The organism is Streptomyces sp. NPDC057010, from assembly GCF_042673805.1.
GTDB lineage: Bacteria > Actinomycetota > Actinomycetes > Streptomycetales > Streptomycetaceae > Streptomyces.
Genome location: NZ_JBHUSC010000019.1, coordinates 1 through 24,448, shown reverse-complemented (window position 1 = coordinate 24,448; position 24,448 = coordinate 1). Strand labels below are relative to the sequence as shown.

The window sequence follows — 24,448 nt, the reverse complement described above, 5'->3', positions numbered from 1 at the left end:
CCGATGACGACCGAGCTGCCCGTCACCCTCGAACAGCTTCCCCCCGAGTTCTTCACCGCCCCCAAGGGCGGGGACCTCCACGCCGGCAACACCCGGCTGCGCGCCTCCGGCTGCCCCGTCCAGGCCATCAACTACCCGGTGGGCGGCGAGGGTTACGTCGTCGCCGACTACGAGACCGCCCTCAAGGGGTTCAGCGACCCCCGGCTGTCCAAGCGCATCGACAACGCCCCCGCCTGGTTCCGCGACCTGGTCAAGGACGCCAGCCCCGTCCTGATCAGCAACATGCTCACCGCCGACCCGCCGGAGCACACCCGCCTGCGCAAGCTGGTCAGCCGCGCCTTCGTGCCGCGCCGCATGGAGGTGCTGCGCCCCCGCATCCAGCAGATCACCGACGAGCTCATCGACGCCTTCCCGGAGGAGGGCGAGGTGAACCTGATGGAGTTCGCGTTCTCCCTGCCCATGCGGGTCATCTGCGAGTTCCTCGGAGTCCCGGTCGCCGACCGCCCGCAGCTGCACTCCTGGGGCAACTGGCTCAGCGGCGCCCCCTACCCCGACGCCGAGTCCAACGAGAAGCTCAAGGACGCCAGCGAGAACATCGAGCGCTACCTCCTCGACCTGCTCGCCGACCGCCGCGCCAACCTCGGCGACGACCTGGTCAGCATCCTGCTCCGGGCCGCCGACGAAGAGGGCCGCTTCACCAACGACGAGCTGGTCTCCACCCTCGTCCTGCTGATCATCGCGGGCCACAAGACCACCGCCAACCTCATAGGCAACGGCACCCAGGCCCTCCTGACCCACCCCGACCAGTTCGACCTGCTCCTGAACAAGCCGGAGCTCGCCGAATCGGCCGTCGAGGAGTTCCTGCGCTTCGAGTCCCCCGTCTACCGCGGCACCCTGCGCGTCGCCGCCGAGGACATGGAGCTGGGCGGCTGCCCCATCCCCAAGGAGAGCTTCGTCCACCTCCTCATGGGCTCGGCCAACCGCGACCCCGAGGTCTTCGAGAACCCCGACGAGCTCGACATCACCCGCACCGCCAACCGCCACCTGGCCTTCGGTCAGGGCCCGCACTTCTGCGTCGGCGCGCCGCTCTCCCGCGTCGAGGGCCAGATCGCCTTCACCACCCTGCTCCGCCGCCTGCCGGGCCTGCGCCTCGCCGTCCCCGCCGAGCAGCTCGAGTGGCTCTTCGACAACTCCACCAGCCGCGGCCTGGTGTCCCTGCCCGTCCGCTACGACGCCCGCCTCGCCGCCGACACCCCCCAGGATGCGTGACATGTCCGACCGCACCACACTGGTCTGCCTGCCCTTCGCCGGAGCCGGCGCCTCCTTCTACCGGCCGTGGCAGCGCCTCGCCGACCAGCACGCGCCGGGCATCGACATCCTCCCGCTCCAGCTCCCGGGCCGGGAGCGGCTGATCGACGAAGAGCCCTACCGCGACGCGGCCACCGCCGCCGACGGCCTGCTGGCCGACCTGCTCGGGCAGCTGGGAGAGGCACCGCAGCCGCACCGGATCGCCCTCTTCGGCCACAGCCTGGGCGCCGTCCTCGCCTACGAGCTCGCCCGCCGGCTCGCCGAGACGCCCGGGGTCACCCTCCTCGGCCTGTTCGCCAGCGGCTCCCCGCACCCCGCCGAGCAGCGCGAGCGCCGGGCCACCGGCCTGGACGACGACGCCTTCCTGGAGCGCGTCAACGAGTTCGCCGGATACACCCACGAGGCCCTCCAGGACCCGGAGATGCGCGAGCTGATCCTGCCCACCCTGCGCGCGGACGTGGAGATGCACGAGTCCTACGCACCCGCCGGCGGCGAGCCGCTCCCGCTCCCGGTCCCCGTCACCTGCCTGCGCGGCGCCGAGGACACCCTCGTCAGCCGCGCCGAGGCCGCCGCCTGGGAGCGTACGACCGACAGCGCGTTCCGCGCGGCCGAACTGCCCGGCGGACACATGTACCTCACCGAGTCCGCGCCGGAGCTCCTGCGGATCGTCGCCGAGGACCTGGCCCGCGTACGGGAGGACCAGTGCGTCTGACCGGAAAGACCGTCCTGGTCACCGGCGCCGCCCGGGGTCTGGGCCGGGCCACCGCCGCGGCCTGCGCCGCCGAGGGCGCCGACCTGGTCCTGCTGGACCTGTGCGGCGACCTCGACGGGGTGCCCTACCCGCTGGGCACGCGGGGGCAGCTGGAACACACGGCCGCACTATGCCGGGAGGCCGGCGCCGCGGTGCTCACCGCGCCCTGCGACGTACGGGACCTGTCCTCGGTGGAAGCCGCCGTGGCGCTCGCCGAGGAGCGGTTCGGGCAGATCGACGCCGTCGTCAACAACGCCGGGATCGCCGCCCCTTCGGGCAAGCCCGCCCACGACATCGCCGAGGACGAGTGGGCGCTGATGATCGACGTCGACCTGTCCGGGGCCTGGCGCGTGATCCGTACGGTCGGCCGCTCCATGAGCGCCCGCCGCTCCGGCAGCATCGTCAACATCTCGTCCACGGCCGGCCTGGTCGGCTACCGGCACTTCGCCGGGTACGTCGCCGCCAAGCACGGTCTGATCGGGCTGACCAAGGCCGCGGCCCTGGACTACGCGCCCACCAAGGTCCGGGTCAACGCCGTGTGCCCCGGCTCCGTGCGCGACGACTCCTCCGCGGAGGGGCGGATGCTCGCCGAGATCGCCCGCGCCCTGGAGGTGCAGGTCGGCGAGCACGAGCAGACCTTCACCGAGGCCCAGCCGATGAACGCGCTGATCGAGCCGGAGGACGTCGCCGCGGCCGTGGTCTACCTGGTCTCGGACGACTCCCGGCAGGTGACCGGCTCGGTCCTGACCGTGGACGGCGGGTTCACCGCGCGCTGAACGGGCGTGGAACCCGGTGGAACCCCAGAGAGGTGACCGTTGTGAGAGAGGGAGGACACCCCGTGGTGGGTGAGCAGTGCCACGCCGTACAGATCCGGCTGACCGGGCCCGAGGCCGACCCCGAGCGGGTGACCGCCCGCCTGGCCGCCCTCGGCCCGTGGCGGCTCTGGGTGGAGGACGTGCCGGCCGGCTCCGACTCCCCGGCGGCCGGCCGCCGCCGGGACGCGGAGCTGAACCGGCCGACGGGGACGGTCCGGTGCGTGCTGCTCCGGCACCGGGACGGAGTTGCCGACCTGGTGGTCGTCGCCCACCGCGCCGCCCTTGACCGGGCGGGGCTGGAGCGGCTGACCGCCGTGGTCACCGGTGCGGCGCCGCTGCCGGGAGCCCTGCCCCCGACCCCCCGCGCCTCAAACGCCGGCGGGGCTGGATTCGCCTCCGGCGGCGCCTCAAACGCCGGCGGGGCTGGATTTGCCCCCGGTGGTGCTTCGCACGCCGGCGGGGGTGAGGTTGCTTCCGGTGGTGCTTCGAATGCCGGCGGGGCCGGATTTGCCTCCGGCGGCGCCTCAAACGCCGGCGGGGCTGAGGTTGCCCCCGGTGGTGCTTCGCACGTCGGCGGGGCCGAAGCGGCGCCGCCCGACTGGGGTGGCGGGGTGCGTGGGGACGGTGGATGGGCGACCGGGTCCGTGGACCTGGCCGCCGCCGACGCCGCCGACACCGACGGGTGGCTCGCCGCGCTCGCGCTCACCCTTCAGCGGTACGCGGGCCACGGCGCCCCCGACAGCGCCGTCGTCGCCACCGACCTGCGCGGCGCGCTGGAACTCGCGCTGCCCGCCGACGCCTCCCTCGCGGACCTGCGCACTGCAGTCTCCGCCGCCATCGCCGTCGGCCGGCCCGTGACGGCCGGCCTGATCGAGGCGGCCGGTGGCGTGCACGGGCTCGGCGCCGACCGGTATCTGCCCTGCCTGGCGCCGCCGTTCCCCCTGACGCTGGCGCTGCTGCCGCTGGCCTCCGGTGGGGCCCGGCTCTGGTACCGGGCGCGGCGGAGCCACTTCTCCGCCGAGACCGCCGCCGCCTTCGTACGGCACCTCGCGCACCTGCACGGCCGGTTCGCGGCCGCCCCGCACACCCCCGCCGCCGACGCCGAGCTCCTCGACGCCGCCGAGCGCGAGCGCGTCGCCCGGCTCGGGCGCCCCGCGCAGCCGCTGACCGGCGAACCGGCCCGGCTCACCGACGCGTTCGCCCGTATCGTCGCCGCGACCCCCGACGCCACCGCCGTCAGCGACGGGGACACCTCCCTCACCTACCGCGAGCTCGACGCCCGCGCGGACCGGCTCGCCCACGGCCTCCTCGCGCACGGAGTCACCCCGGGGGACCGCGTCGGCATCTGCCTGGAGCGGACCACCGAGCTCGTCGTGGCCATGCTCGGCGTGCTCAAGGCGGGCGCCGCCTACGTGCCCACCGACCCGGCCTACCCCGCCGACCGGCTCCTCCACACCGCCCAGGACGCGGGCCTCGCCCTCGTGATCACCCGCGCCCGCGAGTACCCCGCCGGAGCCGGCACCGCCGTCACCCCCGACGCGCTGACCGCGGCCGACCCCACCGGCCCGCTCCCGCGGACCGGCGGCCCGGACGACCCGGCCTACGTCATCTACACCTCCGGCTCCACCGGCCGCCCCAAGGGCGTCGTCGTCCCGCACCGCAACGTCGTCGCCCTCGTCGACGCCACCCGCGAGGAGTACGGCCTGGACTCGGAGGACACCTGGAGCTTCTTCCACTCCGGCGCCTTCGACTTCTCCGTCTGGGAGATCTGGGGCTGCCTGCTCACCGGCGGCCGCCTCGTGGTCGTCCCGTACCTCGTCTCCCGCGACCCCGAGGAGTTCCGCGACCTGCTCCTGCGCGACCGGGTCACCGTCCTCAGCCAGACCCCCTCCGCGTTCTCCCAGCTCCTGGAGACCGACCACGCCGCGCTCCCCGTACGCCTTGTGGTCTTCGGCGGGGAACCGCTGGACGCCCGGATGCTGCTGCGCTGGTTCGACCACCACCCGGAGAGCGACTGCCGGATGGCCAACATGTTCGGCATCACCGAGACCACCGTGCACGTCACCGCCCAGACGGTGACCCGCGCCCTGGCCCTCGCCGGCTCGCGCTCCGTCGGCCCGGCCCTGCCCGGCTGGCACCTGTACGTCATCGACGCGCGCGGCCGCCTCGTCCCGCCCGGGGTGACCGGCGAGATCTGCGTGGGCGGCGCCGGCGTGGCCCTCGGCTACCTGGGACAGCCCGAACTCACCGCCACCCGCTTCACGCAGGACCCGTACGCCGACGGACGCCGCTACCACAGCGGCGACCTGGGCCGGCTGCGCCCCGACGGCACCCTGGAACACCTCGGCCGGATCGACAGCCAGGTCAAGATCCGCGGCTTCCGCATCGAGCTCGACGAGATCCGCTCGGTGCTCCTGGAGGACCCGGACGTCCGCGCCGCCGCCGTGATCGTCCGCCGCGAGGACCCGGCCGACCCGGCGTCCGCCCGGCTCGACGCCTACGTGGTCCCGGCCGACCTGGACACCGCCGGCGTCCGCAAGCGGGCCGCCGGGGTCCTGCCCGGCTACATGCTCCCGGCGACCGTCACCGCGCTCGACACCCTCCCGCTGACCACCAACGGCAAGCTCGACGCCGCCCGGCTGCCGCTGCCCGTGCGCACCGCCGCGCCGGCGCCGGCGGTCGCGGCCGGGGGAGGGGGAGGGGGCGGGGACGACCGGGCTGCCGTCCTGCAGGAGATCTGGACCACGGTCCTCGGTATCCCGGTCGGGCTCGACGACGACTTCTTCGAGCTCGGCGGCAACTCCCTCTTCGCCGTCCGCATCAGCGCCGCGCTGCGCGCCCGGGGCCTGCCCGCGGTCCCGCTCCGCGACCTGTTCCGTACGCCCACCATCAGGGCCCTGGCCGGGACCGGCGACCATGGATGAGTACGTCCTGGACGACGCGGAACCGCGGATCGGCCGGGCCCCGCAGGGCCGCGAGGTGGTCCTGTGGTGGCTGGACACCACCCGTGAGGTGGTCGGCGGCCACCGGGTGGCGAGCGCGGACGGCCTGCTCAGCGAGGTGGAACGGGGCCGGGCGGCGCGGCTGCGGCGCCCGGGCGACCGGCACCGCTACCGCGCCGCGCACCTCGGCCTGCGGCTGATCCTCGGCGGCTACACCGGCCTGGACCCGCGGTCCGTGCCGGTCACCCGGGAGGACTGCCCCTGCTGTGGGGAGCCGCACGGCCGGCCCGCCGTGGCCGGCGGCGGCCCGCACTTCTCGCTGTCGCACAGCGACGACCTGGCGCTGATCGCCGTCTCCGGCGTGCCGGTCGGCGCCGACGTGGAGGGAGTGCCGAAGCCGGGCATCGCGGAGGAACTGCTCCCCTCCCTGCACCCGGAGGAGAACACCGCCCTGCGCGCCCTGCCCGACGCCGGGCGGCCGGCCGCGCTGGCCCGGCTGTGGACCCGTAAGGAGGCCTACCTCAAGGGAACCGGGGTGGGCCTGGCCTACGGCTTCGCCGAGCCGTACGTCGGCATCTCGGACACCCCGGCGGCCCCGGCCGGCTGGACCGTCCTCGACGTCCCGGCCCCGCCGGCCTACGCGGCGGCCATCGCCCTGCCAGTGGCCTGACGGCCCCGGGAGCCGGGCAGCCGCTGCGCGGAGCGGTCCCCTACCCGCCCTTCCACCTCCCCCGGACTTCGTCCGGGGGGACCCCCACCCGGGCTCTGCCCGGACCCGGTCCTCAAACGCCGGACGGGCTGGAAATCCACCCCCGGCTCAGGGGTGGGTCGGCCGGCGCTAGCCGAGCGGCTTCGTCATGCAGCGGCTCGACGGGTAAGAGCGGTAGTGGCCGAACTTGGCCGACTCGGCCGTCAGCGTGTAGCCCGAGGACAGGTAGAGGGCGATCGCCTCCGGCTGCTGGTCGCCCGTCTCCAGGACCATGCGCGTGCGGCCCGCCTCGCGGGCGTCCGACTCCAGGGTCGCCAGGATGCGGCGGGCCAGGCCCAGGCCGCGGGCCTCCGGGATCACGTACATGCGCTTCAGCTCGGCGTCGCCGTCCGCGTAGCCCTCGTCGTTCTCCTCGTGGCCGCGCCAGCCGCCGCTGGCGACCGGGGAGCCCGCGGCGTCGTACGCGAGCAGGTAGAGGCCGCGCGGCGGGGCGAACATGGCGGGGTCGAGGAACGTGACATCGCCCTCACCGTCGTACCGCTCCTGGTACTCCAGCTGGACCTGGTCGTTGAGCTTGACCGCGTCCGGGTGGTCGTACGGCACGGAGCGGAGGTTTATACCGTGAGACATCTGAATAGCGTACGGAACCATCCGGCTATGGTGCTCGGATGCTGACCGTGACTTCCGTGAATGTGAATGGGATCCGCGCCGCCGCCAAGAAGGGGTTCGTGGAGTGGCTCGCCGGATCCGATGCCGACGTCGTCTGCCTGCAGGAAGTGCGGGCGGAGGAGGGGCAGATTCCGGTGGAGGCGCGGACCCCCGAGGGCTGGCACACCGTGTTCGCGCCGGCCGCCGCCAAGGGCCGGGCCGGGGTCGCGCTGTACACGCGGCGGGAGCCGGAGCAGGTGCGCATCGGGTTCGGGAGCGACGAGTTCGACGCGAGCGGGCGGTACATCGAGATCGACCTGCCCGGTGTGACCGTCGCCAGCCTCTACCTGCCCTCCGGTGAGGCCGGGACCGAGAAGCAGGACGAGAAGTACCGGTTCATGGGCGAGTTCCTCGACTACCTGCAGAAGCTGAAGGTGCGGGCCGCCGCCGACGGGCGCGAGGTCGTGGTCTGCGGTGACTGGAACATCTGCCACCGGGAAGCCGATCTCAAGAACTGGAAGACGAACCGGAAGAACGCCGGGTTCCTGCCCGAGGAGCGGGAGTGGCTCGGCAGCGTCTACGGCGACGCCGGGTACGTCGACGTCGTGCGCGCGCTGCACCCCGACACCGAGGGGCCGTACTCCTGGTGGTCCTACCGCGGGCGGGCCTTCGACAACGACGCCGGCTGGCGGATCGACCTCCAGGTGGCGACGCCCGGGCTGGCCGCGAAGGCCGTGAAGGCGTTCGTCGAGCGGGCCGAGACGCACCCCGAGCGCTGGTCGGACCACGCGCCCGTGACCGTCGTCTACGAGCTCGGTTCCTGAGCGGGGGACGAAGCCAGCAGGCGGTCCATCGCCATCGTCAGCTCGGCCTCGACCACGCTCTTCGCGAGCGGGCGCAGGCGCGGCAGGGCGTCCGGCGGCATGTGGGCCGATATCAGCTCGGTGAAGAGGGCCGCCAGCGCGTCCGCGTGCTCGCGGACGCGACGGCCCGTCTCCAGGACGGCCGCGAGCGGGACCCCCTCGCGCACCAGCGCCGAGGAGACCTCCAGGAGGCGGCGGCTGACGTGGACGATCGTGTCGCCGTCGACCGCGAGGTAGCCGAGGTCGAGCCCGGCCGCCAGGTTCTCCGGGGTGACCTCGCCCTCGAAGTAGTCGGCCAGGGCCTCGGGCGTCAGCCGTACGGGGGTCTCCTCCGACCAGCCGATGCCCAGGAGCTCGCCGAGCTGGCCGACGTCGCGGCCGCTCTCGAAGGCGGCGGTGAGCTCCGCGATGCCGCCGAGGGTGTGGCCGCGCTCCAGCAGGGCGGCGATGGTGCGCAGCCGGGCCAGGTGGTGGTCGTCGTACCAGGCGATGCGGCCCTCGCGGCGCGGCGGCGGGAGCAGTTTGCGCTCGCGGTAGAAGCGCAGGGTGCGGACCGGGATGCCGGCCGCCTCGGCCAGTTCCTCCGTGCGGTACTCGCGCACCGTCTTCGTCTCTTCCGTCTCTTCCTTCGCCACGGACGCAGCCTATGGCGTACCCGCAGTAACTTTCCGGGCGCGACCCCTACCCATGGGTACGGGGCTGCTCTACCCTCCCGATTGTGCCAGTGATTGCTGGCAGTGTTTATCTGGGTCTGAGGCGGAAGGCGGCGGGCATGGGTGGCAGTGACACACGGCGCGAGCACGTACGTGTGGCGGTGATCGGGTCCGGGTTCGGCGGGCTCGGCGCGGCCGTGCGGCTGCGGCGCGAGGGGATCACGGACTTCGTCGTGCTGGAGCGCGCCGGCTCGGTCGGCGGGACCTGGCGCGACAACAGCTATCCGGGATGCGCGTGCGACGTCCCCTCGCACCTCTACTCCTTCTCCTTCGCGCCGAACCCCGACTGGCCCCGGACCTTCTCCGGGCAGCCGGCCATCCGCGCCTACCTGGAGCACGTCGCCGACACCTTCGGGCTGCGCCGCCACATCCGCCTCGACTCCGAGGTGCGGATGATGCGCTGGGACGCGCAGGAGCTGCACTGGGAGATCGAGACCTCCTCCGGCGAGCTGACCGCCGATGTGGTGGTGTCGGCGACCGGGCCGCTGTCCGATCCGAAGATGCCGGAGGTGCCGGGGCTCTCCGGGTTCCCCGGCAAGGTCTTCCACTCCGCGCGCTGGGACCACGACTACGACCTGCGCGGCAAGCGCGTCGCGATGATCGGGACCGGCGCCTCCGCCATCCAGATCGTGCCCTCCATCGCCCCCGAGGTGGAGCGGCTCACGCTGTTCCAGCGGACGCCGCCGTGGGTCCTGCCGCGCTCGGACCGGGCGATCAGCGCCGTCGAGCGGTGGCTGCACCGGCAGCTGCCCTTCACGCAGGCGGCGCGGCGCGGGCTGCTGTGGGGGATCCGGGAGCTCCAGGTGAGCGCCTTCTGCAAGCGGCCGAACCAGCTCGGGCTGATCGAGTCCCTGGCCAAGGCCAACATGGCCCGCTCCATCAAGGACCCGGCGCTGCGGGCCAGGCTGACGCCCTCGTACCGGATCGGCTGCAAGCGGATCCTGCTGTCGAGCGAGTACTACCCGGCGCTGGCGCGGCCGAACGTGGACCTGGTGGCCTCCGGGCTGAAGGAGATCCGGGGCTCGGTGCTGGTCGCCGCCGACGGGACGGAGACCGAGGTCGACGCGATCGTCTTCGGCACCGGCTTCCACGTCACGGACATGCCGATCGCCGACCGGGTCGTCGGGGCGGACGGCAGGACGCTCGCCGACGCGTGGAAGGACGGGATGCAGGCGCTGCGCGGGGCCACCGCCGCGGGGTTCCCCAACTGGATGACGATCATCGGGCCGAACACCGGACTCGGGAACAGCTCGATGATCCTGATGATCGAGTCGCAGCTGAACTACATGGCGGACTACCTGCGGCAGCTGGGCGTGCTGGGTGGGAAGGTCGCGCTCGCGGCCCGGCCGTCGGCCGTCAACCAGTGGAACCGGCAGGTGCAGGCCCGGATGGAGCGGACCGTGTGGAACACGGGCGGCTGCACCAGCTGGTACCTGGACGCGCAGGGGCGCAACACCACCGTCTGGCCGGGGACCACGGGAGAGTTCCGGCGGGAGACGCGGACCGTGGACCTGGCCGAGTACGAGGTCGTACGGGCGCGGGAGCGGGTCCCGGTGGCCGTGGGGTCGGGTGCGGCGCCGTTGCCGGGGGCCCTGCCCCCGGACCCCCGCGCCTCAAACGCCGGCGAGGCTGGATTCGCCTCCGGCGGCCCCTCAAACGCCGGGGAGGCTGGATTTGCCCCTGGCGAGGCCGGAGTTGCCGTCGGCGGGGCTGAACCTGTGGAGGGTGCGGCATGAGCCGCGTCGGGCACGTGACCGCCGGGCGGTACGCGCCGCCCGTCCCGCGCCGGGAGTTCGAGGCCGTTTCCGTGGACGGGGCGCGGCTGCACGTCGAGGTGCACGGGGAGGAAGGGGCGCCGGCCGTGGTGCTGGCGCACGGATGGACCTGCTCCACCGCCTTCTGGGCCGCCCAGATCCGGGAGCTGGCCAAGGACCACCGGGTCATCGCCTACGACCAGCGCGGGCACGGCCGCAGCCCCGCCGGCCAGACGCACGGGTACGGCACCACCGCCCTCGCCGACGACCTCGTCGCCGTACTCGGCGCCGCCCTCGGCCCCGGCGAGCGGGCGGTCGTCGCCGGGCACTCCATGGGCGGGATGACGATCATGGCGGCCTCCGCCCGGCCGGAGTTCGCCGAGCACGCCGCCGCCGCGCTGCTGTGCAGCACCGGCAGCGCCCGGCTGGTCGCGGAGGCGCAGGTCGTGCCCGTGCGCCCCGGCCGCGCGCGGACCCGCGTCACCGGCGCGGTCCTCGGCTCCCGCGCCCCGCTCGGGCCGGTCACGCCCGTCGCGCGGAAGGTCCTGAAGTACGCCACGATGGGCCCCGGTTCGGCGCCCGACAAGGTCGAGGCGTGCGCCCGTATCGTCCACGCCTGCCCCACGGGCGTCCGGCACGCCTGGTCCCGGGTGCTGGCCGGGCTGGACCTGGACGCCGACGTGGCTCGGCTCACCGTGCCCACCGCCGTCATCGGCGGGACCAAGGACCGGCTCACACCCGTCGTGCACGCCCGCGGGCTCGCGGCCGCCCTGCCCCACTGCGTGGGGCTCACCGAGCTCACCGGGATGGGGCACATGACGCCCATCGAGGCGCCGGAGGCCGTGACCGACGCCGTGCGCGAGCTGACCCAGCTGTATCTCCCCACCACCGAGAAGGAGAAGACGTCGTGAGTGCTCGCAGGAGTCTGGAAGGCCAGGTCGCCGTCGTCACCGGCGCCGCCCGGGGCGTCGGCGAGCTGCTCGCCCGCAAACTCTCCGCGCGCGGCGCGAAGGTCGCCCTCGTCGGCCTGGAGCCGGAGGCCCTCAAGGAGGTCTCGGAGCGGCTGCACACCGACAGCGACCACTGGTACGCCGACGTCACCGACCACGAGGCCATGGCCCGCGTCGCGCAGGAGGTCAAGCAGCGCTTCGGCAAGGTCGACATCGTCGTCGCCAACGCCGGCGTGGCCGCCGGCGGGCCGTTCGCCGACTCCGACCCCGACGCCTGGCGCCGGGTGATCGAGGTCAACCTCATCGGCGGCGCCGTCACCGCCCGCGCCTTCCTCCCCGTCCTGATGGAGAGCCGCGGCTACTTCCTCCAGATCGCCTCGCTCGCCGCGATCACCCCGGCGCCGATGATGACCGCGTACTGCGCTTCCAAGTCCGGCGTCGAGGCCTTCGCCCACTGCCTGCGCGCCGAGGTCGGCTACAAGGGCGTCAAGGTCGGCGTCGGCTACCTGTCCTGGACCGACACCGACATGGTGCGCGGCGCCGACCAGGACGAGGTCATGCGGGAGCTGCGCCGGCGGCTGCCCTGGCCCTCGAACCGGACCTACCCGCTGGGGCCGGCCGTCGACCGGATCGTCGCGGGCATCGAGCGGCGCTCGGCGCACGTGTACGCGCAGTGGTGGCTGCGCGGGATGCAGGGCACCCGCGGATACCTGCCCGGGATCATCGCGACCGTCGGGCAGCGGGAGATGAAGCGGTTCGAACCGCGACTGGCCGGTGTTTCCAAGGGCCTTGTGGGGGCGGGCGGGGCCGCCGACGAGAAGGAACGCACACAGAGTCACTGATCGAAATGCGAGCTTTGTCCGCCCGTGCAAGTCTGGTCGAGGCCCAACCACCGACACCCCTCATGGAGTGAGAAGCATGGGTATCAAGGACCAGTTCCAGGACAAGGCGAACGACCTCAAGGACAAGGCGCAGAAGGCCGCGCAGGGCGCGAAGGGCGAAGCGTCCCAGCGCTCGGCCAAGATCCAGGACAAGTCGAAGACGAAGCCCCAGGGCCAAGCGGACCGGGCGCGTGACGAGTTCGACGAGAACTGGGACGTCTGAGCGTTCCGCCGAGTGCCTGCCGAGGGGCGGGGGCCCGGCGGGGCCCCCCCCCCCGGGGGGGTGGCCCCCCCCGCCGGGGGGGGGGGGGGGGCCCCGGGCGGGCCGGCGCGGGGGCGGGGGGGCCCCCCGCCCCGGGGCGGGCCCGGGGGGGCCCCGCGGGGGCGGGGCCGGGGGGCGCGCCGGGGCGGCCGCCCGCCCCTCGGTCGTGTTCACCCCCGCGGCGGGAGCTTCGGGCGGCGCCGGTCCGGTACGTCCGTGTAGCCGGGCGGCACCGCGGCCGGGTCCTGCTCCAGCAGTTCCAGTGCCAGGTAGACGGCGTCGTCGAGCTGGGCGTGCCGCCCCTCCGCCCAGTCGAGCGGGCTGCGCTGGATCTCCAGGTCCGGCTCCACGCCGTGGTTCTCCACCGACCACCCGTACTCCGGGAACCAGGCGGCGTTCATCGGCACCGTGATCACCGTGCCGTCGCCCAGGGTGTGCCGGCCGGTCATGCCGACCACCCCGCCCCAGGTCCGCTGCCCGACCACCGGGCCGAGCCCCAGCAGCTTGAAGGCCGCCGTGATCATGTCCCCGTCCGAGGAGGTCGCCTCGTCGGCCAGCGCCACGATCGGGCCCCGGGGCGCGTTCGAGGCGTAGGAGACCGGCTGGGCGTCGCGCGTCAGGTCCCAGCCGAGGATCGAGCGGGTCAGCTTCTCCACCACCAGCTCGCTGATGTGCCCGCCCGCGTTGCCGCGTACGTCCACGATCAGCGCGGGCCGGGACATCTCCATCCGCAGGTCGCGGTTGAACTGCGCCCAGCCGGAGCCGCCCATGTCGGGGATGTGGAGGTAGCCGCAGCGGCCGCCGCTGACCTCCCGGACCACCTCGCGCCGCTTGGACACCCAGTCCTGGTAGCGCAGCGGCCGCTCGTCGATCAGCGGCACGATCGCGACCCGCCGGGCGCGGCCCTCGCCCTCCGCGGGCTGGAAGGTCAGCTCGACGGTGGTGCCCCCGGCCGCCGCGAGCAGCGGGTACGGGCCGGCCACCGGATCCACCGGGCGGCCGTCCACGTGGGTGAGCACCGCGCCCTCCCGGATGCCGGTGCCGGCGAGCGGGGAGCGGGCCTTGGAGTCCGAGGACTCGCCGGGCAGGATCCGGCCGACCACCCATGTCCCGTCCCGGGGCACGAGGTTGGCGCCGAGCAGGCCGATCGCCCGCTGGTAGTGCGGGGGGCCCTCGTTGCGGCGGGCGGGGGAGACGTAGGCGTGCGAGGTGCCCAGCTCGCCGAGGACCTCGCGCAGCAGGTCGGCGAACTCGTCGGGGGAGGCCACCCGTTCGACCAGGGAGCGGTACTGGCGCAGCACCCCGTCCCAGTCGATGCCGCACATCTTCGGCTCCCAGAAGTAGGCGCGGATGATCCGCCCGGCCTCCTCGTAGGCCTGGCGCCATTCGGCCGCCGGGTCCACCTCGTGCAGGATGCGCCGCAGGTCCAGGTAGACGGTCGAGTCGCTGTCGCCGGACTCGGTCGCCGGGACGGCCCGCAGGTCCCCCTCGTCGTTGATGACGAGCCGGGTACCGTCGCCGCTGACCGCGAACCAGTCCAGTCCGGAGGCCAGTTCCGTCTTGCGGGCCTTGGTCAGGTCGAAGTGCTCCAGCGTGGGCTTGCCGCTGATGTCGGCCGGGTTGGCGAAGGTCTCGCCGAGCGCGCCGGAGATCGGCCAGCGCAGCCAGACCAGCCCGCCGCCGCTGACCGGGTAGAGCGCCGAGTACTTGGACGCGGTCACCGGGAAGGGCGTGACCCGGCTCTCCAGGCCCTCCACCTCCACCATCACCGCGCCGTCCCCCGAGTCCCCTTCCTGCGGGTCGAGTCCGCCCGCAGCCGGGCGGCCCTCGGCGGACAGCGCGAAGGGCGAAGGGGTGGCCGAGGACAGCGGCACCAGGTACGGGCGGCAGCCCAGCGGGAAGGACAGGTCGCCGGTGTGCACGTCGTAGACCGGGTCGAAACCGCGCCACGACAGGAACGCGAGGTAGCGGCCGTCCCGGGTGAAGACCGGATTCTCGTCCTCGAAGCGGCCGTTGGTGACGTCCACGACGGTGCGGGCGCCCGGCCCGGAGATCCGCGCCATCTTGATCTGCCGCAGGGAGCGCCCGATCCCCGGGTGCGACCAGGTCAGCCAGGCCCCGTCGGGAGAGAACGCCAGATCGGTCACGGGCCCGTTGATGGACCGGATCAGCTCGGTGACCTCCCCGTTGGACTCCTCGGTGGCGTCGATGAGCAGCAGCCGCCCGTCATTGGAGGCGATGGCGAGGCGCTCGCCGTCCGGATCCGACAGCAGTTCCAGTACGCGCCCCAGCTCGCCCGAGGCCAGCCGGCGCGGCTCCCGCTCCCCGGAGGCGCGCGGCAGGTAGGCGATCTCGATCGCGTCCTCGCCCTCGGCGTCGGTGACGTAGGCGACCTGCCCGCCGGAGCCGAGCATCTCGGGCAGCCGCACCCGTACGCCGGGGGTGTCGGCGATGGTGCGGGCCGGCCCGTCGCGGTGGGTCAGCCAGTAGAGGCTGCCGCGCACCACGACCGCGCTGGCCCGCCCGGTGGTGTCGACGGAGAGGGAGTCGACGTGGCTGGCGGCCGAGACCTGGTACGTACGGCGGCCCGCGCGCGGGCCGCCGAGGCGGACCGGGAGCTTGCGCGGGACGGCGTCCCGGTCCAGGGACTCCACGATCCAGATGTCCCCGCCGCACTGGTAGACGATCCGGGAGCCGTCGCTGGAGGCGTGCCGGGCGTAGAACTCCTCGTGGTCGGTGTGGCGGCGCAGGTCGGCGCCGTCGGGCAGGCAGGAGTAGAGGTTGCCGATGCCCTCGTGGTCGGAGAGGAAGGCGATCCGCCCGTCCACGAACATCGGGGAGTCGAGGTGGCCCTCCACGTCCTTCAGCAGCCGCTCGCCGTGCAGCCACAGCCGGCCGGTGGCGCCGCCGCGGTAGCGCTTCCAGGCGGCCGGCTCGTGCGGGGGTTTGCCGGTGAGCAGCAGGGTGCGGTGCTCCCCGTCGACGTCGGCGACCTGGATGTCGGAGACCGGGCCCCAGGGGAGGCGGCCGCCGGGGCTGCCGTCGGTGGGCAGTTTGTAGGCCCAGGAGTAGTACGAGAACGGCTGGCCGTGCGAGGAGACCGCGAGGATGTTGCCGTCGGGGTCCCAGCCGCAGACCCGGGTGTCGGTGGAGCCCCAGTGGCTGAGCCGGCGGGCCGGGCCGCCGTCCACGGGGGCGAGGTGGATCTCGGGATCGAGGCTGCGCCAGGTGGTGAAGGCGATGTGCCGGCCGTCGGGGGAGAAACGGGGGTGCCCGACCCGGGTCCGGTCGACGGTGATCCGCCAGGCCCGGCCGGGGGTCTGGCCGTCGGGGACCAGCGGGGCGACCCAGAGGTCGTCCTCGGTGGCGAAGCACAGCAGGTCGTCGTGCAGGTGCGGGAACCGGAGGTACGCGACGTCGTGACTCACCCCCCAATGCTTTCCGCGCGGAGGGGGCCTGGCAACTCGTACAGGTGATCCACGCCACTCCTCCAAGCGAAACGGAACGGTTTCGTTTCGCTTGGCTCGGAGGTATGGTCTAGGTGTACGGAACAGATTCGTTTCGATAAGAGGCCCGTCCGGATGGGAGGCGCGGAGATGACCGAGGCGACATCGGCTCGGCGCAGCCGGATCACCCCCGAACGGGAAGCCGAACTCCACGGGGCGGTCCTCGACCTCCTGCGCGAGGTCGGCTACGAGGCGCTGACCATGGACGCGGTCGCCGCCCGTACGAAGTCCAGCAAGGCCACCCTCTACCGCCAGTGGGGGAGCAAGCCGGAGCTGGTGGCCAAGGCCCTTCGATGTACGCAGCCCGTCTCGCTGCGGGAGATCGACACGGGCAGCCTGCGCGGCGACTTCGCCCGCATGGTGGAGCACTCCGACGACGCGCAGATGGCCAAGGACACCGCACTGATGCGGGGTCTGGCCCATGCCGTGCACGAGAGCCCGGAACTCCACAAGGCGCTGCGGGACCTGCTGGTCGACCCGGAGATCAACGGACTCCAGGTGATGCTGCAGCGCGCGGTGGACCGGGGCGAGATCCGCCCGGACTGCCCGGCCCTCGACTTCGTACCGCACATGCTCATCGGGGCGTTCATCGCGCTCCCGCTGATCGAGGACCGTCCGGTGGACCGGACCTTCCTCGGTGACTTCATCGACGCCGTGGTCTTCCCCGCCCTCGGCGTCTGACCGTCCCCTGCTCCACCCCGTCCCCAAGCACTGCTCCTGCTGCTCCTGACACGCCGCTCTCGTCGTCGGGCCGGCTTTTCCTGCCCTTCCATCCCACGACCTGAACGGGAGAACCACCGACGTGGCTACCTTCCTCTACCGGCTCGGCCGCGGTGCCTTCAGGCGCCGCCGCCTGGTCGCCCTCATATGGGTGGCGCTGCTGTTCGCGGCCGGCTTCGGCGCGTCCTCGGCCGGCGCACCCTCCTCCGGCTCCTTCTCGATACCGGGCACGGAGGCCCAGAAGGCCTTCGACCTGCTGGAGGAGCGCTTCCCGGGCATGTCCGCGGACGGCGCGACCGCCCGGATCGTCATCAAGGCCCCGGCGGGCGCCAAGGTCACCGACCCCGCCCCCAAGGCCGAGGTGGAGAAGATCGTCGAGGGCCTGAAGTCCGGCCCCGGCAAGGACCAGATCTCCTCGGTCGCCGACCCGTACCAGGCGCAGGCCGTGAGCCAGGACGGCTCCACCGCCTACATCAGCACCAAGTACAAGGTCAGCGGCATGGAGTTGACCGACGCGACGCGTGACGCGCTCAAGGACTCCGGCAAGGAGGCCACCGCCGCTGGCCTCAACGTCCAGATCGGCGGCGACGCCCTGATGGCGGCCCCCGAGACCGGCTCCGGCGAGATCATCGGCATCGTGATCGCCGGCATCGTCCTGGTCATCACCTTCGGCTCGCTGATCGCGGCCGGGCTGCCGCTGCTGACCGCGCTGATCGGCGTGGGCATCGGCATCTCCACCATCACCGCGCTCGCCAACGTGCTGGACCTCGGCTCCACCACCTCCACCCTCGCGATGATGATCGGCCTCGCCGTCGGCATCGACTACGCGCTCTTCATCGTCTCCCGCTACCGCGCGGAGCTCGCCGAGGGCCGCGAGCGGGACGAGGCCGCCGGCCGGGCCGTCGGAACCGCCGGTTCCGCCGTGGTCTTCGCCGGTCTGACCGTGGTCATCGCCCTGGTGGGCCTGGCCGTCGTCAACATCCCCATGCTGAGCAAGATGGGCTTCGCGGCCGCCGGCACCGTGGTCATCGCGGTGCTGGTCGCCCTGACGCTGGTCCCCGCCATCCTGGGCTTCGCCGGCAGGAAGGTCCTGCCCGCCGGGCAGAAGAGCAAGCTGTTCGGCAAGGGCAAGCCCTCGCTGGAGAAGAAGGCCAACGGCGGCACCCGCTGGGCCCGTTTCGTCCTGCGCCGCCCGGTGATGGTGCTGCTGGCCGGTGTCATCGGCCTCGGCGTCATCGCCGTCCCGGCGAGCAAGCTGGAGATGGGCCTGCCGGACGACGGCGCCCAGCCGGTCTCCACCACCCAGCGCCAGGCGTACGACCTGCTGTCCGAAGGCTTCGGCCCGGGCTTCAACGGCCCGCTGATGGTGGTCGTGGACGGGGACAAGGCGCTCGCCGACTCCACCGTCGAGCGGATCAAGGGCCTGGAGGGCGTCGCCGCGGTCACCCCGCCGACCCCCAACAAGGCCGGCGACGCGTCGATCATCACCGTCATCCCGAAGGACCGCCCGTCCTCCACGCAGACCGAGGACCTGGTCCACGAGATCCGCGACGGCAGCGGTGACGACGTCCTGGTCACCGGCGCCACCGCGATGAACATCGACTTCTCGCAGAAGATGAACGACGCGCTGCTGCCCTACCTGGCGCTCGTCGTCGGCCTCGCCTTCCTGCTGCTGATGCTGGTGTTCCGCTCGATCCTGGTTCCGCTCAAGGCGGCCCTCGGATTCCTGCTCTCGGTCGTCGCCGCCCTCGGTGCCGTCGTCGCGGTCTTCCAGTGGGGCTGGCTCGGCTCGCTCTTCGGCGTGGAGCAGACCGGCCCGATCATGTCGATGATGCCGATCTTCATGGTGGGCGTCGTCTTCGGCCTGGCCATGGACTACGAGGTCTTCCTCGTCACCCGCATGCGCGAGGCGTACGTCCACGGCGAGCGCCCCGGCCAGGCCGTGGTGACGGGCTTCCAGTACAGCGCCCGGGTGGTCGTGGCCGCCGCCGTCATCATGATCGCGGTGTTCTCCGGCTTCATCGGGGCCAGCGAGCAGATGGTCAAGATGATCGGCTTCGGTCTGGCCGTCGCCGTCTTCTTCGACGCCTTCGTGGTCCGCATGGCCATCGTCCCGGCGGTGCTCGCCCTGCTCGGCCACAAGGCCTGGTGGCTGCCGCGCTGGCTGGACCGGCTGCTGCCGAACGTGGACGTGGAGGGCGAGAGCCTGCGCAAGCACCTCGCTGCCTCCCCGGAGGACCCGGACAAGGACCGCGAGCTGGTCAACGCCTGACCCGGCTCCGTACGTCACGTACGCACAACGGCCCGGCCCGGTACCTGAACCTCAGGTACCGGGCCGGGCCCGTTGCGCCTATCGGGTGGTGGGGGCGTACGTACGCCGCAGGAAGCGCCGCAGGGCCGCGATGTCGAACTGGATCACGGCGACGCCCTCGGGGGAGTGGAACTCGACGACCGCCTGGACGCGGCCGCAGGGCCAGACGCGTACGTCCCCGGTCCCCGTCGGGGCCAGCAGCCCCGCCTCCAGCAGGGCGCGGGGGAAGACCCATTCGTTGTCGGTGCCTTCGGGGGTGACGTCCGCCGGGAAGACGATCCGTACGGCCAGCGGCTCGGCGGGGGCGAAGCGCAGGGCGACGGGGATCGCCCGGTAGAGGGGGTCGTCCGTGATCACGCGGGCGCGGACCCGCTCCTCGACGACGGTCGCGGTCATGGTCGCTGCGTGGTTCTCGGCGGGTGCTGACATCGACCTGCTCCTCGCAATCGGAACATCCCAGTCCGTTTGTGCGTCCAGCCTCGCACATTCCGACGAAACCGCGCGGCGCTATTTGTGACGGGGACGCTCTTGCCAACGATTCGCAATTGGGCACTACTCTTGAACGGTTAAAGACTGCGTCACCGGAAGCGGAGCTTCTCCATGCATGTGCCCGACGGATTCATCAACGCACCCGTCTCGGTGGCCGCCGGAGTGGCGGCCGCCGCCGCGGTCGCCGTCAGCCTGCGCGGCGCCCGCCGCGAGCTCGACGAGCGCACCGCCCCGCTCGCCGGCCTCGTCGCCGCCTTCATCTTCGCCGTGCAGATGCTCAACTTCCCCGTCGCCGCCGGCACCAGCGGCCACCTGCTGGGCGGCGCCCTCGCCGCCATACTCGTCGGCCCCTACACCGGCGTGCTGTGCGTGTCCGTGGTCCTGCTGATGCAGGGCATACTCTTCGCCGACGGCGGCCTGACCGCCCTCGGCGTCAACATCAGCGTCATGGGCGTCGTCACCGTCGTCGTCGCCTACGCGATCTTCCGCGGGCTGATCGGGGTGCTGCCGCCCACCCGCCGCTCCGTCACCGCCGCCGCCTTCGCCGGAGCCCTGCTCTCGGTGCCCGCCGCGGCCACCGCCTTCACCGCCATCTACGCGATCGGCGGCACCACCGACGTCCCCATCGGCAAGGTGTTCACCGCCATGGTCGGCGTGCACGTGCTCATCGGCATCGGCGAGGCCGCCATCACCGCCGCGACCGTCGGCGCCGTGATCGCCGTACGGCCCGACCTGGTGCACGGGGCGCGCGGGCTCACCACCCCGCTGAAGCTGCGCGTGGACGGCGCACTCGTCGACGCCCCGGCCGCCGCCCCGGCCCCCGTCGCCGCCCGCTCCACCCGGAAGGTGTGGGCCACCGGCCTGGTCACCGCCCTCGTCCTCGCCGGATTCGTCTCCTTCTACGCCTCCGCCAGCCCCGACGGCCTGGAGAAGGTCGCCGCCGACCAGGGCATCGACCAGAAGGTCGAGGAGCACGCGGCCGCCGGTTCCCCGCTCGCCGACTACAGCGTCAAGGACGTCGACGACACCCGCCTCTCCGGCGGCCTCGCGGGCGTCATCGGCGTCGGCGCGACCGTCGCCGTCGGCTCCGGGATCTTCTGGACCGTGCGCCGCCGCCGTACCGACGAGCCGGCCGCGGCCGCGCCGTCCACGGTCTGAGAGCCAGAGGTTCCGCCATGGGAGCGGGTCACGCCCACAAGCTCTACCGGCACGGCCACTCGCCCGTCCACGCACTGCCGCCGCACTGCAAGCTCGCCGCGGCCTTCGCCTTCGTCGTGATCGTCGTGTCCACACCGCGCGAGGCGGTGTGGGCCTTCGGGCTGTACGCGGTCCTCCTCGCAGGGGCCGCGGCCGTGGCCCGCGTCCCCGCCGGCTTCCTGCTGCGCCGGCTCCTGATCGAGGTCCCCTTCGTCGCCTTCGCCGTGCTCATGCCCTTCGTGGCGGAGGGCGAGCGGGTGGAGGTCCTCGGCATGTCGCTCAGCGTCTCCGGCCTCTGGGGCGCCTGGAACGTCCTGGCCAAGGGCACGCTCGGAGTCGCCGCCTCCGTCCTGCTCGCCTCGACCACCGAACTGCGGGCCCTGCTGCTGGGCCTCCAGCGCCTCAAGCTGCCGCCGCTCCTCGTCCAGATCGCCTCCTTCATGATCCGCTACGGGGACGTGATCAGCGACGAGCTGCGCCGGATGTCCATCGCCCGCCGCTCCCGCGGCTTCGAAGCGCGCGGCATCCGGCACTGGGGCGTCCTGGCCAAGACGGCCGGCGCCCTCTTCATCCGCTCCTACGAGCGCGGCGAGCGGGTGTACCTCGCGATGGTCAGCCGCGGCTACGCCGGCTCGATGCCGGTGATCGACGACGTCGTGGCCACGCGCGCCCAGTGGGCGTACGCGGCCGCACTCCCCGTGACGGCCCTGGCCGTCTGTCTGATGGGCTGGACCCTGTGACCCTCTCTCCGTCTCCCGCCCCGTCCCTCGAAGTGACCGGCCTCGCCTACGCCTACCCCGACGGGCACCAGGCCCTGTTCGGCGTGGACCTGACCGTCGGGCGCGGCGAGCGCGTCGCCCTGCTCGGACCCAACGGCGCCGGCAAGACCACGCTGGTCCTGCACCTCAACGGCATCCTCACCGGCGGGGTCGGCTCGGTGACCGTGGCCGGGCTGCCCGTGGACAAGCGCAACCTCGCCGAGATCCGCCGCCGGGTCGGCATCGTCTTCCAGGACCCCGACGACCAGCTGTTCATGCCCACCGTCCGGGAGGACGTGGCCTTCGGACCGGCCGCCGCCGGGATGCGCGGCGCGGAGCTGGAGGAACGCGTCCGCGAGGCCCTGGAGCAGGTCGGCATGGCCGGCTTCGCCGACCGGCCGCCGCACCACCTCTCCTTCGGGCAGCGCCGCCGGGTGGCCGTCGCCACCGTCCTGGCGATGCGGCCCGAGATCCTCGTCCTCGACGAGCCCTCCTCCAACCTCGACCCGGCCTCGCGGCGCGAGCTCGCCGACATCCTGCGCTCGCTCGACGTGACCGTGCTGATGGTGACCCACGACCTCCCGTACGCACTGGAGCTGTGCCCGCGCTCCGTCATCCTCAGCGAGGGCGTCATCGCGGCGGACGGCCGCACCCAGGACCTGCTGTGCGACGAGCCCCTGATGCGGGCCCACCGGCTGGAGCTCCCCTTCGGCTTCGACCCCCGCTCGGTGGCGGTGGCATAAGGACCGGCCGCCGGTTGTTGGGGTCGACGTGAACATTCAGGGTGAGGTGGCGGAGGGCTTCGAGCCCGTCCGGGACGCGTTCGTACGCAATTTCGAGGTGCTCGGGGACCGGGGCGCGGCCGTGGCCGTCTACCGCGACGGACACAAGGTCGTCGACCTGTGGGGCGGCACCAAGGACGCCAACGGCACCGAGCCCTGGGTCGAGGACACCGCGCAGATCGTCCGCTCCGCGACCAAGGGCGTGGCCGCCGCGGTGCCGCTGCTGCTGCACCAGCGCGGACTGCTGGACCTGGACGCGCCGGTGGGTTCGTACTGGCCGGAGTTCAAGGCGGGCGGCAAGGAGAAGACCCTGGTCCGCGACCTGCTCTCGCACCGGGCCGGCGTCCCCGCGCTGGACCGCGGACTGACCGTCGCCGAGGCCGCCGACGGGGTCAGCGGAGCGCGCGCGGTCGCCGCGCAGCGGGCGTTCTGGGAGCCGGGCACCGAGCACGGCTACCACGCGCAGACCTTCAGCTGGCTGGTGTCCGAGCTGGTGCTCCGCGCCACCGGGCGCACGGTGGGCTCCATCCTGGCCGAGGAGATAGCGGAGCCGCTGGGGCTGGACTTCTGGATCGGCCTGCCGGAGACGGAAGCTCACCGGGTGGGCCGGGTGGCTCCGGTCGAGCCGCCCTCGGGCGCCGGCACGCTGAAGACCCGGCCGCGGCGCAACGTCTCCGAGGCGTACGCCGACCCCGCCTCCCTCACCCGCCGCGCCTTCGCGGCCATCGACCCCCAGCCGGACGAGAACGACCCCGTCTACCAGGCCGCCGAACTCCCCGGCTCGGCCGGCATCGGCACGGCGCGCGCCCTGGCCCGCTTCTACGCGGCCACCATCGGGGTGGTGGAGGACGGGGCCCGGATCTTCACCCCCGAGACGACGGCGCTGGCGGGGCGGGAGCTCTCCTCGGGGCCCGACCGCGTCCTGGTGGTCAACACCCGCTTCGGCCCCGGCTACATGCTGCACGGGCCGGCCTCCCCGCTGCTCTCCCCGGCCTCCTTCGGCCATCCGGGGCGCGGCGGATCCCTGGCCTTCGCGGACCCGGAGTCGGGCATCGGGTTCGGCTACGTCACCAACGCCCACGCCAAGTCGGTGACGGCCGACCCCCGGGCCCAGGCCCTGGTCCGCGCCCTGCGCGCTGCGCTGGCCTAGCGGTTCGTACTTGGCTGCGGCGCCGCTGCGGGGGCGCTGCCCCCGAGCCCCCGCGCCTCAAACGCAGGCGGGGCTGAGTTTGCCCTGCGGGCAATCCAGCCCCGCCGGCGTTTCAGCCGGCGTTCAGGACCGTGGCCACGATCGGCCCGGCGGCGTCGGCGCCGTGGCCGCCGCCCTCGACCATCGCCGCCGCGGCCACGTCACCGCTGAAGCCGGTGAACCAGCTGTCCGGGCTGCCCGAGCCGTCGACCTCCGCGGAGCCGGTCTTCGCGCCCTTGTCGGAGCCGCCGACGGCGGCCATCGTCTGCTGGGCCGTACCGCTGCTCGCCGTCAGCCGCATCATCGACACCAGCTGCTGCTGCACCGCCGGCTTCATCCGCCGCTGCGCCGTCGCGATCGTACGGCCGTCGAGGTCCGGGGAGACCAGCACCGGCTGGCGGAACACCCCGGTGCGTGCCGTCGCCGTGATGGAGGCCACGTTCAGCGGGTTCATGGTGATCTGGCCCTGGCCGATGTAGCCGGCCGCCTCCTCCGCGCCCGTCGCCGTCGGGACCTTGCCGTCGACCGACTTGATGCCCGTCTTCCAGTCCAGGTCGATGCCGAAGACCTGCGTGGCCTCCTTCGACAGCGCGGCGTCGTCCCTGACGCCGTCGATCGGCTTGATGAAGGCCGTGTTGCAGGACCTGGCGAAGCTGGTCGCGAAGGTGGCGCCGGGCGCCTCGAAGTTCTTCAGGTTGTGGAAGGTGCGCCCGCCCCACACCGCGTCCTTGGTGCACTCCGCCGGCTTGTCGGCCGAGACCAGCCCCCGGTCGATCAGCATCGCCGCCGTCACGATCTTCATCGTGGAGCCGGGCGCCCTGGCGCCCCTCATCGCCGCGTTGAAGCCGTCCTTGCGGTGGTTGGCGACGGCCAGGACGTGCCCGCTGCTCGGCTGGACGG

21 protein-coding genes are annotated in these 24,448 nt (G+C 73.1%); 16 read left to right on the top strand and 5 right to left on the bottom strand.

The window, feature by feature from the left end; genetic code table 11:
• The first annotated feature begins 3 nt into the window (after positions 1–3).
• From ACFTXQ_RS18115 to ACFTXQ_RS18095, 5 genes are all read left to right on the top strand, one after another.
• Positions 4–1,269 carry a cytochrome P450 gene (locus ACFTXQ_RS18115; protein ID WP_382641848.1) on the top strand — a complete coding sequence of 422 codons (1,266 nt, stop codon included), beginning with the start codon at positions 4–6 and terminating at the stop codon, positions 1,267–1,269.
• 1 nt (position 1,270) lies between these two features.
• A complete protein-coding gene (locus tag ACFTXQ_RS18110) occupies positions 1,271–2,020 on the top strand; it encodes a thioesterase II family protein (protein WP_382641846.1) in 750 nt (249 codons plus the stop codon).
• Positions 2,011–2,835, top strand: coding sequence for an SDR family oxidoreductase (locus tag ACFTXQ_RS18105; RefSeq protein ID WP_382641844.1), 825 nt, complete (start codon positions 2,011–2,013; stop codon positions 2,833–2,835). Before ACFTXQ_RS18110 ends, ACFTXQ_RS18105 begins: the two co-directional genes overlap by 10 nt.
• 62 nt (positions 2,836–2,897) lie before the next feature.
• Positions 2,898–5,798, top strand: a complete 2,901-nt coding sequence (locus ACFTXQ_RS18100) for an amino acid adenylation domain-containing protein (RefSeq protein ID WP_382641842.1) — start codon at positions 2,898–2,900, stop codon at positions 5,796–5,798.
• Positions 5,791–6,486 (top strand): 4'-phosphopantetheinyl transferase family protein, encoded by a 696-nt coding sequence (locus ACFTXQ_RS18095; RefSeq protein WP_382641840.1) that lies wholly within the window; start codon positions 5,791–5,793, stop codon positions 6,484–6,486. Before ACFTXQ_RS18100 ends, ACFTXQ_RS18095 begins: the two co-directional genes overlap by 8 nt.
• Positions 6,487–6,654: 168 nt before the next feature.
• On the opposite strand, the gene ACFTXQ_RS18090 is transcribed toward ACFTXQ_RS18095, so the two are convergent.
• The gene (locus ACFTXQ_RS18090; RefSeq protein ID WP_382641838.1) at positions 6,655–7,155 is read right to left on the bottom strand and encodes a GNAT family N-acetyltransferase; all 501 of its coding nucleotides are present in this window, start codon (positions 7,153–7,155) and stop codon (positions 6,655–6,657) included.
• A 38-nt stretch (positions 7,156–7,193) separates the two neighbouring features.
• On the opposite strand from ACFTXQ_RS18090, the gene ACFTXQ_RS18085 reads away from it, so the two are divergent.
• Positions 7,194–7,997 carry an exodeoxyribonuclease III gene (locus tag ACFTXQ_RS18085; protein WP_382641836.1) on the top strand — a complete coding sequence of 268 codons (804 nt, stop codon included), beginning with the start codon at positions 7,194–7,196 and terminating at the stop codon, positions 7,995–7,997.
• Here ACFTXQ_RS18085 and ACFTXQ_RS18080 read toward each other — a convergent pair.
• On the bottom strand, positions 7,979–8,671 hold the full coding sequence (locus ACFTXQ_RS18080) for a MerR family transcriptional regulator (protein WP_382641834.1): 693 nt from the start codon (positions 8,669–8,671) through the stop codon (positions 7,979–7,981). The genes ACFTXQ_RS18085 and ACFTXQ_RS18080 overlap by 19 nt on opposite strands.
• 137 nt (positions 8,672–8,808) lie before the next feature.
• Between ACFTXQ_RS18080 and ACFTXQ_RS18075 the strand changes: the two genes are divergently transcribed.
• The 4 genes from ACFTXQ_RS18075 (at position 8,809) to ACFTXQ_RS18060 (ending at position 12,557) form a co-directional block, all read left to right on the top strand.
• Positions 8,809–10,485, top strand: a complete 1,677-nt coding sequence (locus ACFTXQ_RS18075; protein WP_382641832.1) for a flavin-containing monooxygenase — start codon at positions 8,809–8,811, stop codon at positions 10,483–10,485.
• Positions 10,482–11,414, top strand: coding sequence for an alpha/beta fold hydrolase (locus ACFTXQ_RS18070; RefSeq protein WP_382641830.1), 933 nt, complete (start codon positions 10,482–10,484; stop codon positions 11,412–11,414). The genes ACFTXQ_RS18075 and ACFTXQ_RS18070 overlap by 4 nt, the downstream gene beginning before the upstream one ends.
• Positions 11,411–12,295, top strand: a complete 885-nt coding sequence (locus ACFTXQ_RS18065) for an SDR family oxidoreductase (RefSeq protein ID WP_382641828.1) — start codon at positions 11,411–11,413, stop codon at positions 12,293–12,295. Before ACFTXQ_RS18070 ends, ACFTXQ_RS18065 begins: the two co-directional genes overlap by 4 nt.
• A gap of 76 nt (positions 12,296–12,371) precedes the next feature.
• Positions 12,372–12,557 carry a hypothetical protein gene (locus ACFTXQ_RS18060; RefSeq protein WP_382641826.1) on the top strand — a complete coding sequence of 62 codons (186 nt, stop codon included), beginning with the start codon at positions 12,372–12,374 and terminating at the stop codon, positions 12,555–12,557.
• A 209-nt stretch (positions 12,558–12,766) separates the two neighbouring features.
• On the opposite strand, the gene ACFTXQ_RS18055 is transcribed toward ACFTXQ_RS18060, so the two are convergent.
• A complete protein-coding gene (locus tag ACFTXQ_RS18055) occupies positions 12,767–16,024 on the bottom strand; it encodes a S41 family peptidase (RefSeq protein WP_382641824.1) in 3,258 nt (1,085 codons plus the stop codon).
• A gap of 168 nt (positions 16,025–16,192) precedes the next feature.
• Here ACFTXQ_RS18055 and ACFTXQ_RS18050 point away from each other — a divergent pair, with 168 nt between their 5' ends.
• The gene (locus ACFTXQ_RS18050) at positions 16,193–16,783 is read left to right on the top strand and encodes a TetR/AcrR family transcriptional regulator (RefSeq protein WP_382641822.1); all 591 of its coding nucleotides are present in this window, start codon (positions 16,193–16,195) and stop codon (positions 16,781–16,783) included.
• Between the two features lie 121 nt (positions 16,784–16,904).
• Positions 16,905–19,094 (top strand): MMPL family transporter, encoded by a 2,190-nt coding sequence (locus ACFTXQ_RS18045; RefSeq protein WP_382641820.1) that lies wholly within the window; start codon positions 16,905–16,907, stop codon positions 19,092–19,094.
• Between the two features lie 78 nt (positions 19,095–19,172).
• Here ACFTXQ_RS18045 and ACFTXQ_RS18040 read toward each other — a convergent pair whose 3' ends face one another.
• On the bottom strand, positions 19,173–19,562 hold the full coding sequence (locus ACFTXQ_RS18040) for an SsgA family sporulation/cell division regulator (protein ID WP_382641818.1): 390 nt from the start codon (positions 19,560–19,562) through the stop codon (positions 19,173–19,175).
• A 171-nt stretch (positions 19,563–19,733) separates the two neighbouring features.
• Here ACFTXQ_RS18040 and ACFTXQ_RS18035 point away from each other — a divergent pair, with 171 nt between their 5' ends.
• The 4 genes from ACFTXQ_RS18035 to ACFTXQ_RS18020 are packed head-to-tail and all read left to right on the top strand — an operon-like array spanning position 19,734 to position 23,509.
• Positions 19,734–20,780 (top strand): energy-coupling factor ABC transporter permease, encoded by a 1,047-nt coding sequence (locus ACFTXQ_RS18035; protein ID WP_382641816.1) that lies wholly within the window; start codon positions 19,734–19,736, stop codon positions 20,778–20,780.
• 17 nt (positions 20,781–20,797) lie between these two features.
• The gene (gene cbiQ / locus ACFTXQ_RS18030; RefSeq protein ID WP_382641814.1) at positions 20,798–21,559 is read left to right on the top strand and encodes a cobalt ECF transporter T component CbiQ; all 762 of its coding nucleotides are present in this window, start codon (positions 20,798–20,800) and stop codon (positions 21,557–21,559) included.
• Complete coding sequence (locus ACFTXQ_RS18025) at positions 21,547–22,320, top strand: energy-coupling factor ABC transporter ATP-binding protein (RefSeq protein WP_382641988.1); 774 nt, start codon at positions 21,547–21,549, stop codon at positions 22,318–22,320. The genes cbiQ and ACFTXQ_RS18025 overlap by 13 nt, the downstream gene beginning before the upstream one ends.
• 28 nt (positions 22,321–22,348) lie before the next feature.
• Positions 22,349–23,509 (top strand): serine hydrolase domain-containing protein, encoded by a 1,161-nt coding sequence (locus ACFTXQ_RS18020; RefSeq protein WP_382641812.1) that lies wholly within the window; start codon positions 22,349–22,351, stop codon positions 23,507–23,509.
• Positions 23,510–23,621: 112 nt separating this feature from the next.
• Here ACFTXQ_RS18020 and ACFTXQ_RS18015 read toward each other — a convergent pair.
• Positions 23,622–24,448 (bottom strand): penicillin-binding transpeptidase domain-containing protein (locus ACFTXQ_RS18015; RefSeq protein WP_382641810.1); only part of this gene is annotated, 827 nt, incomplete at its 5' end.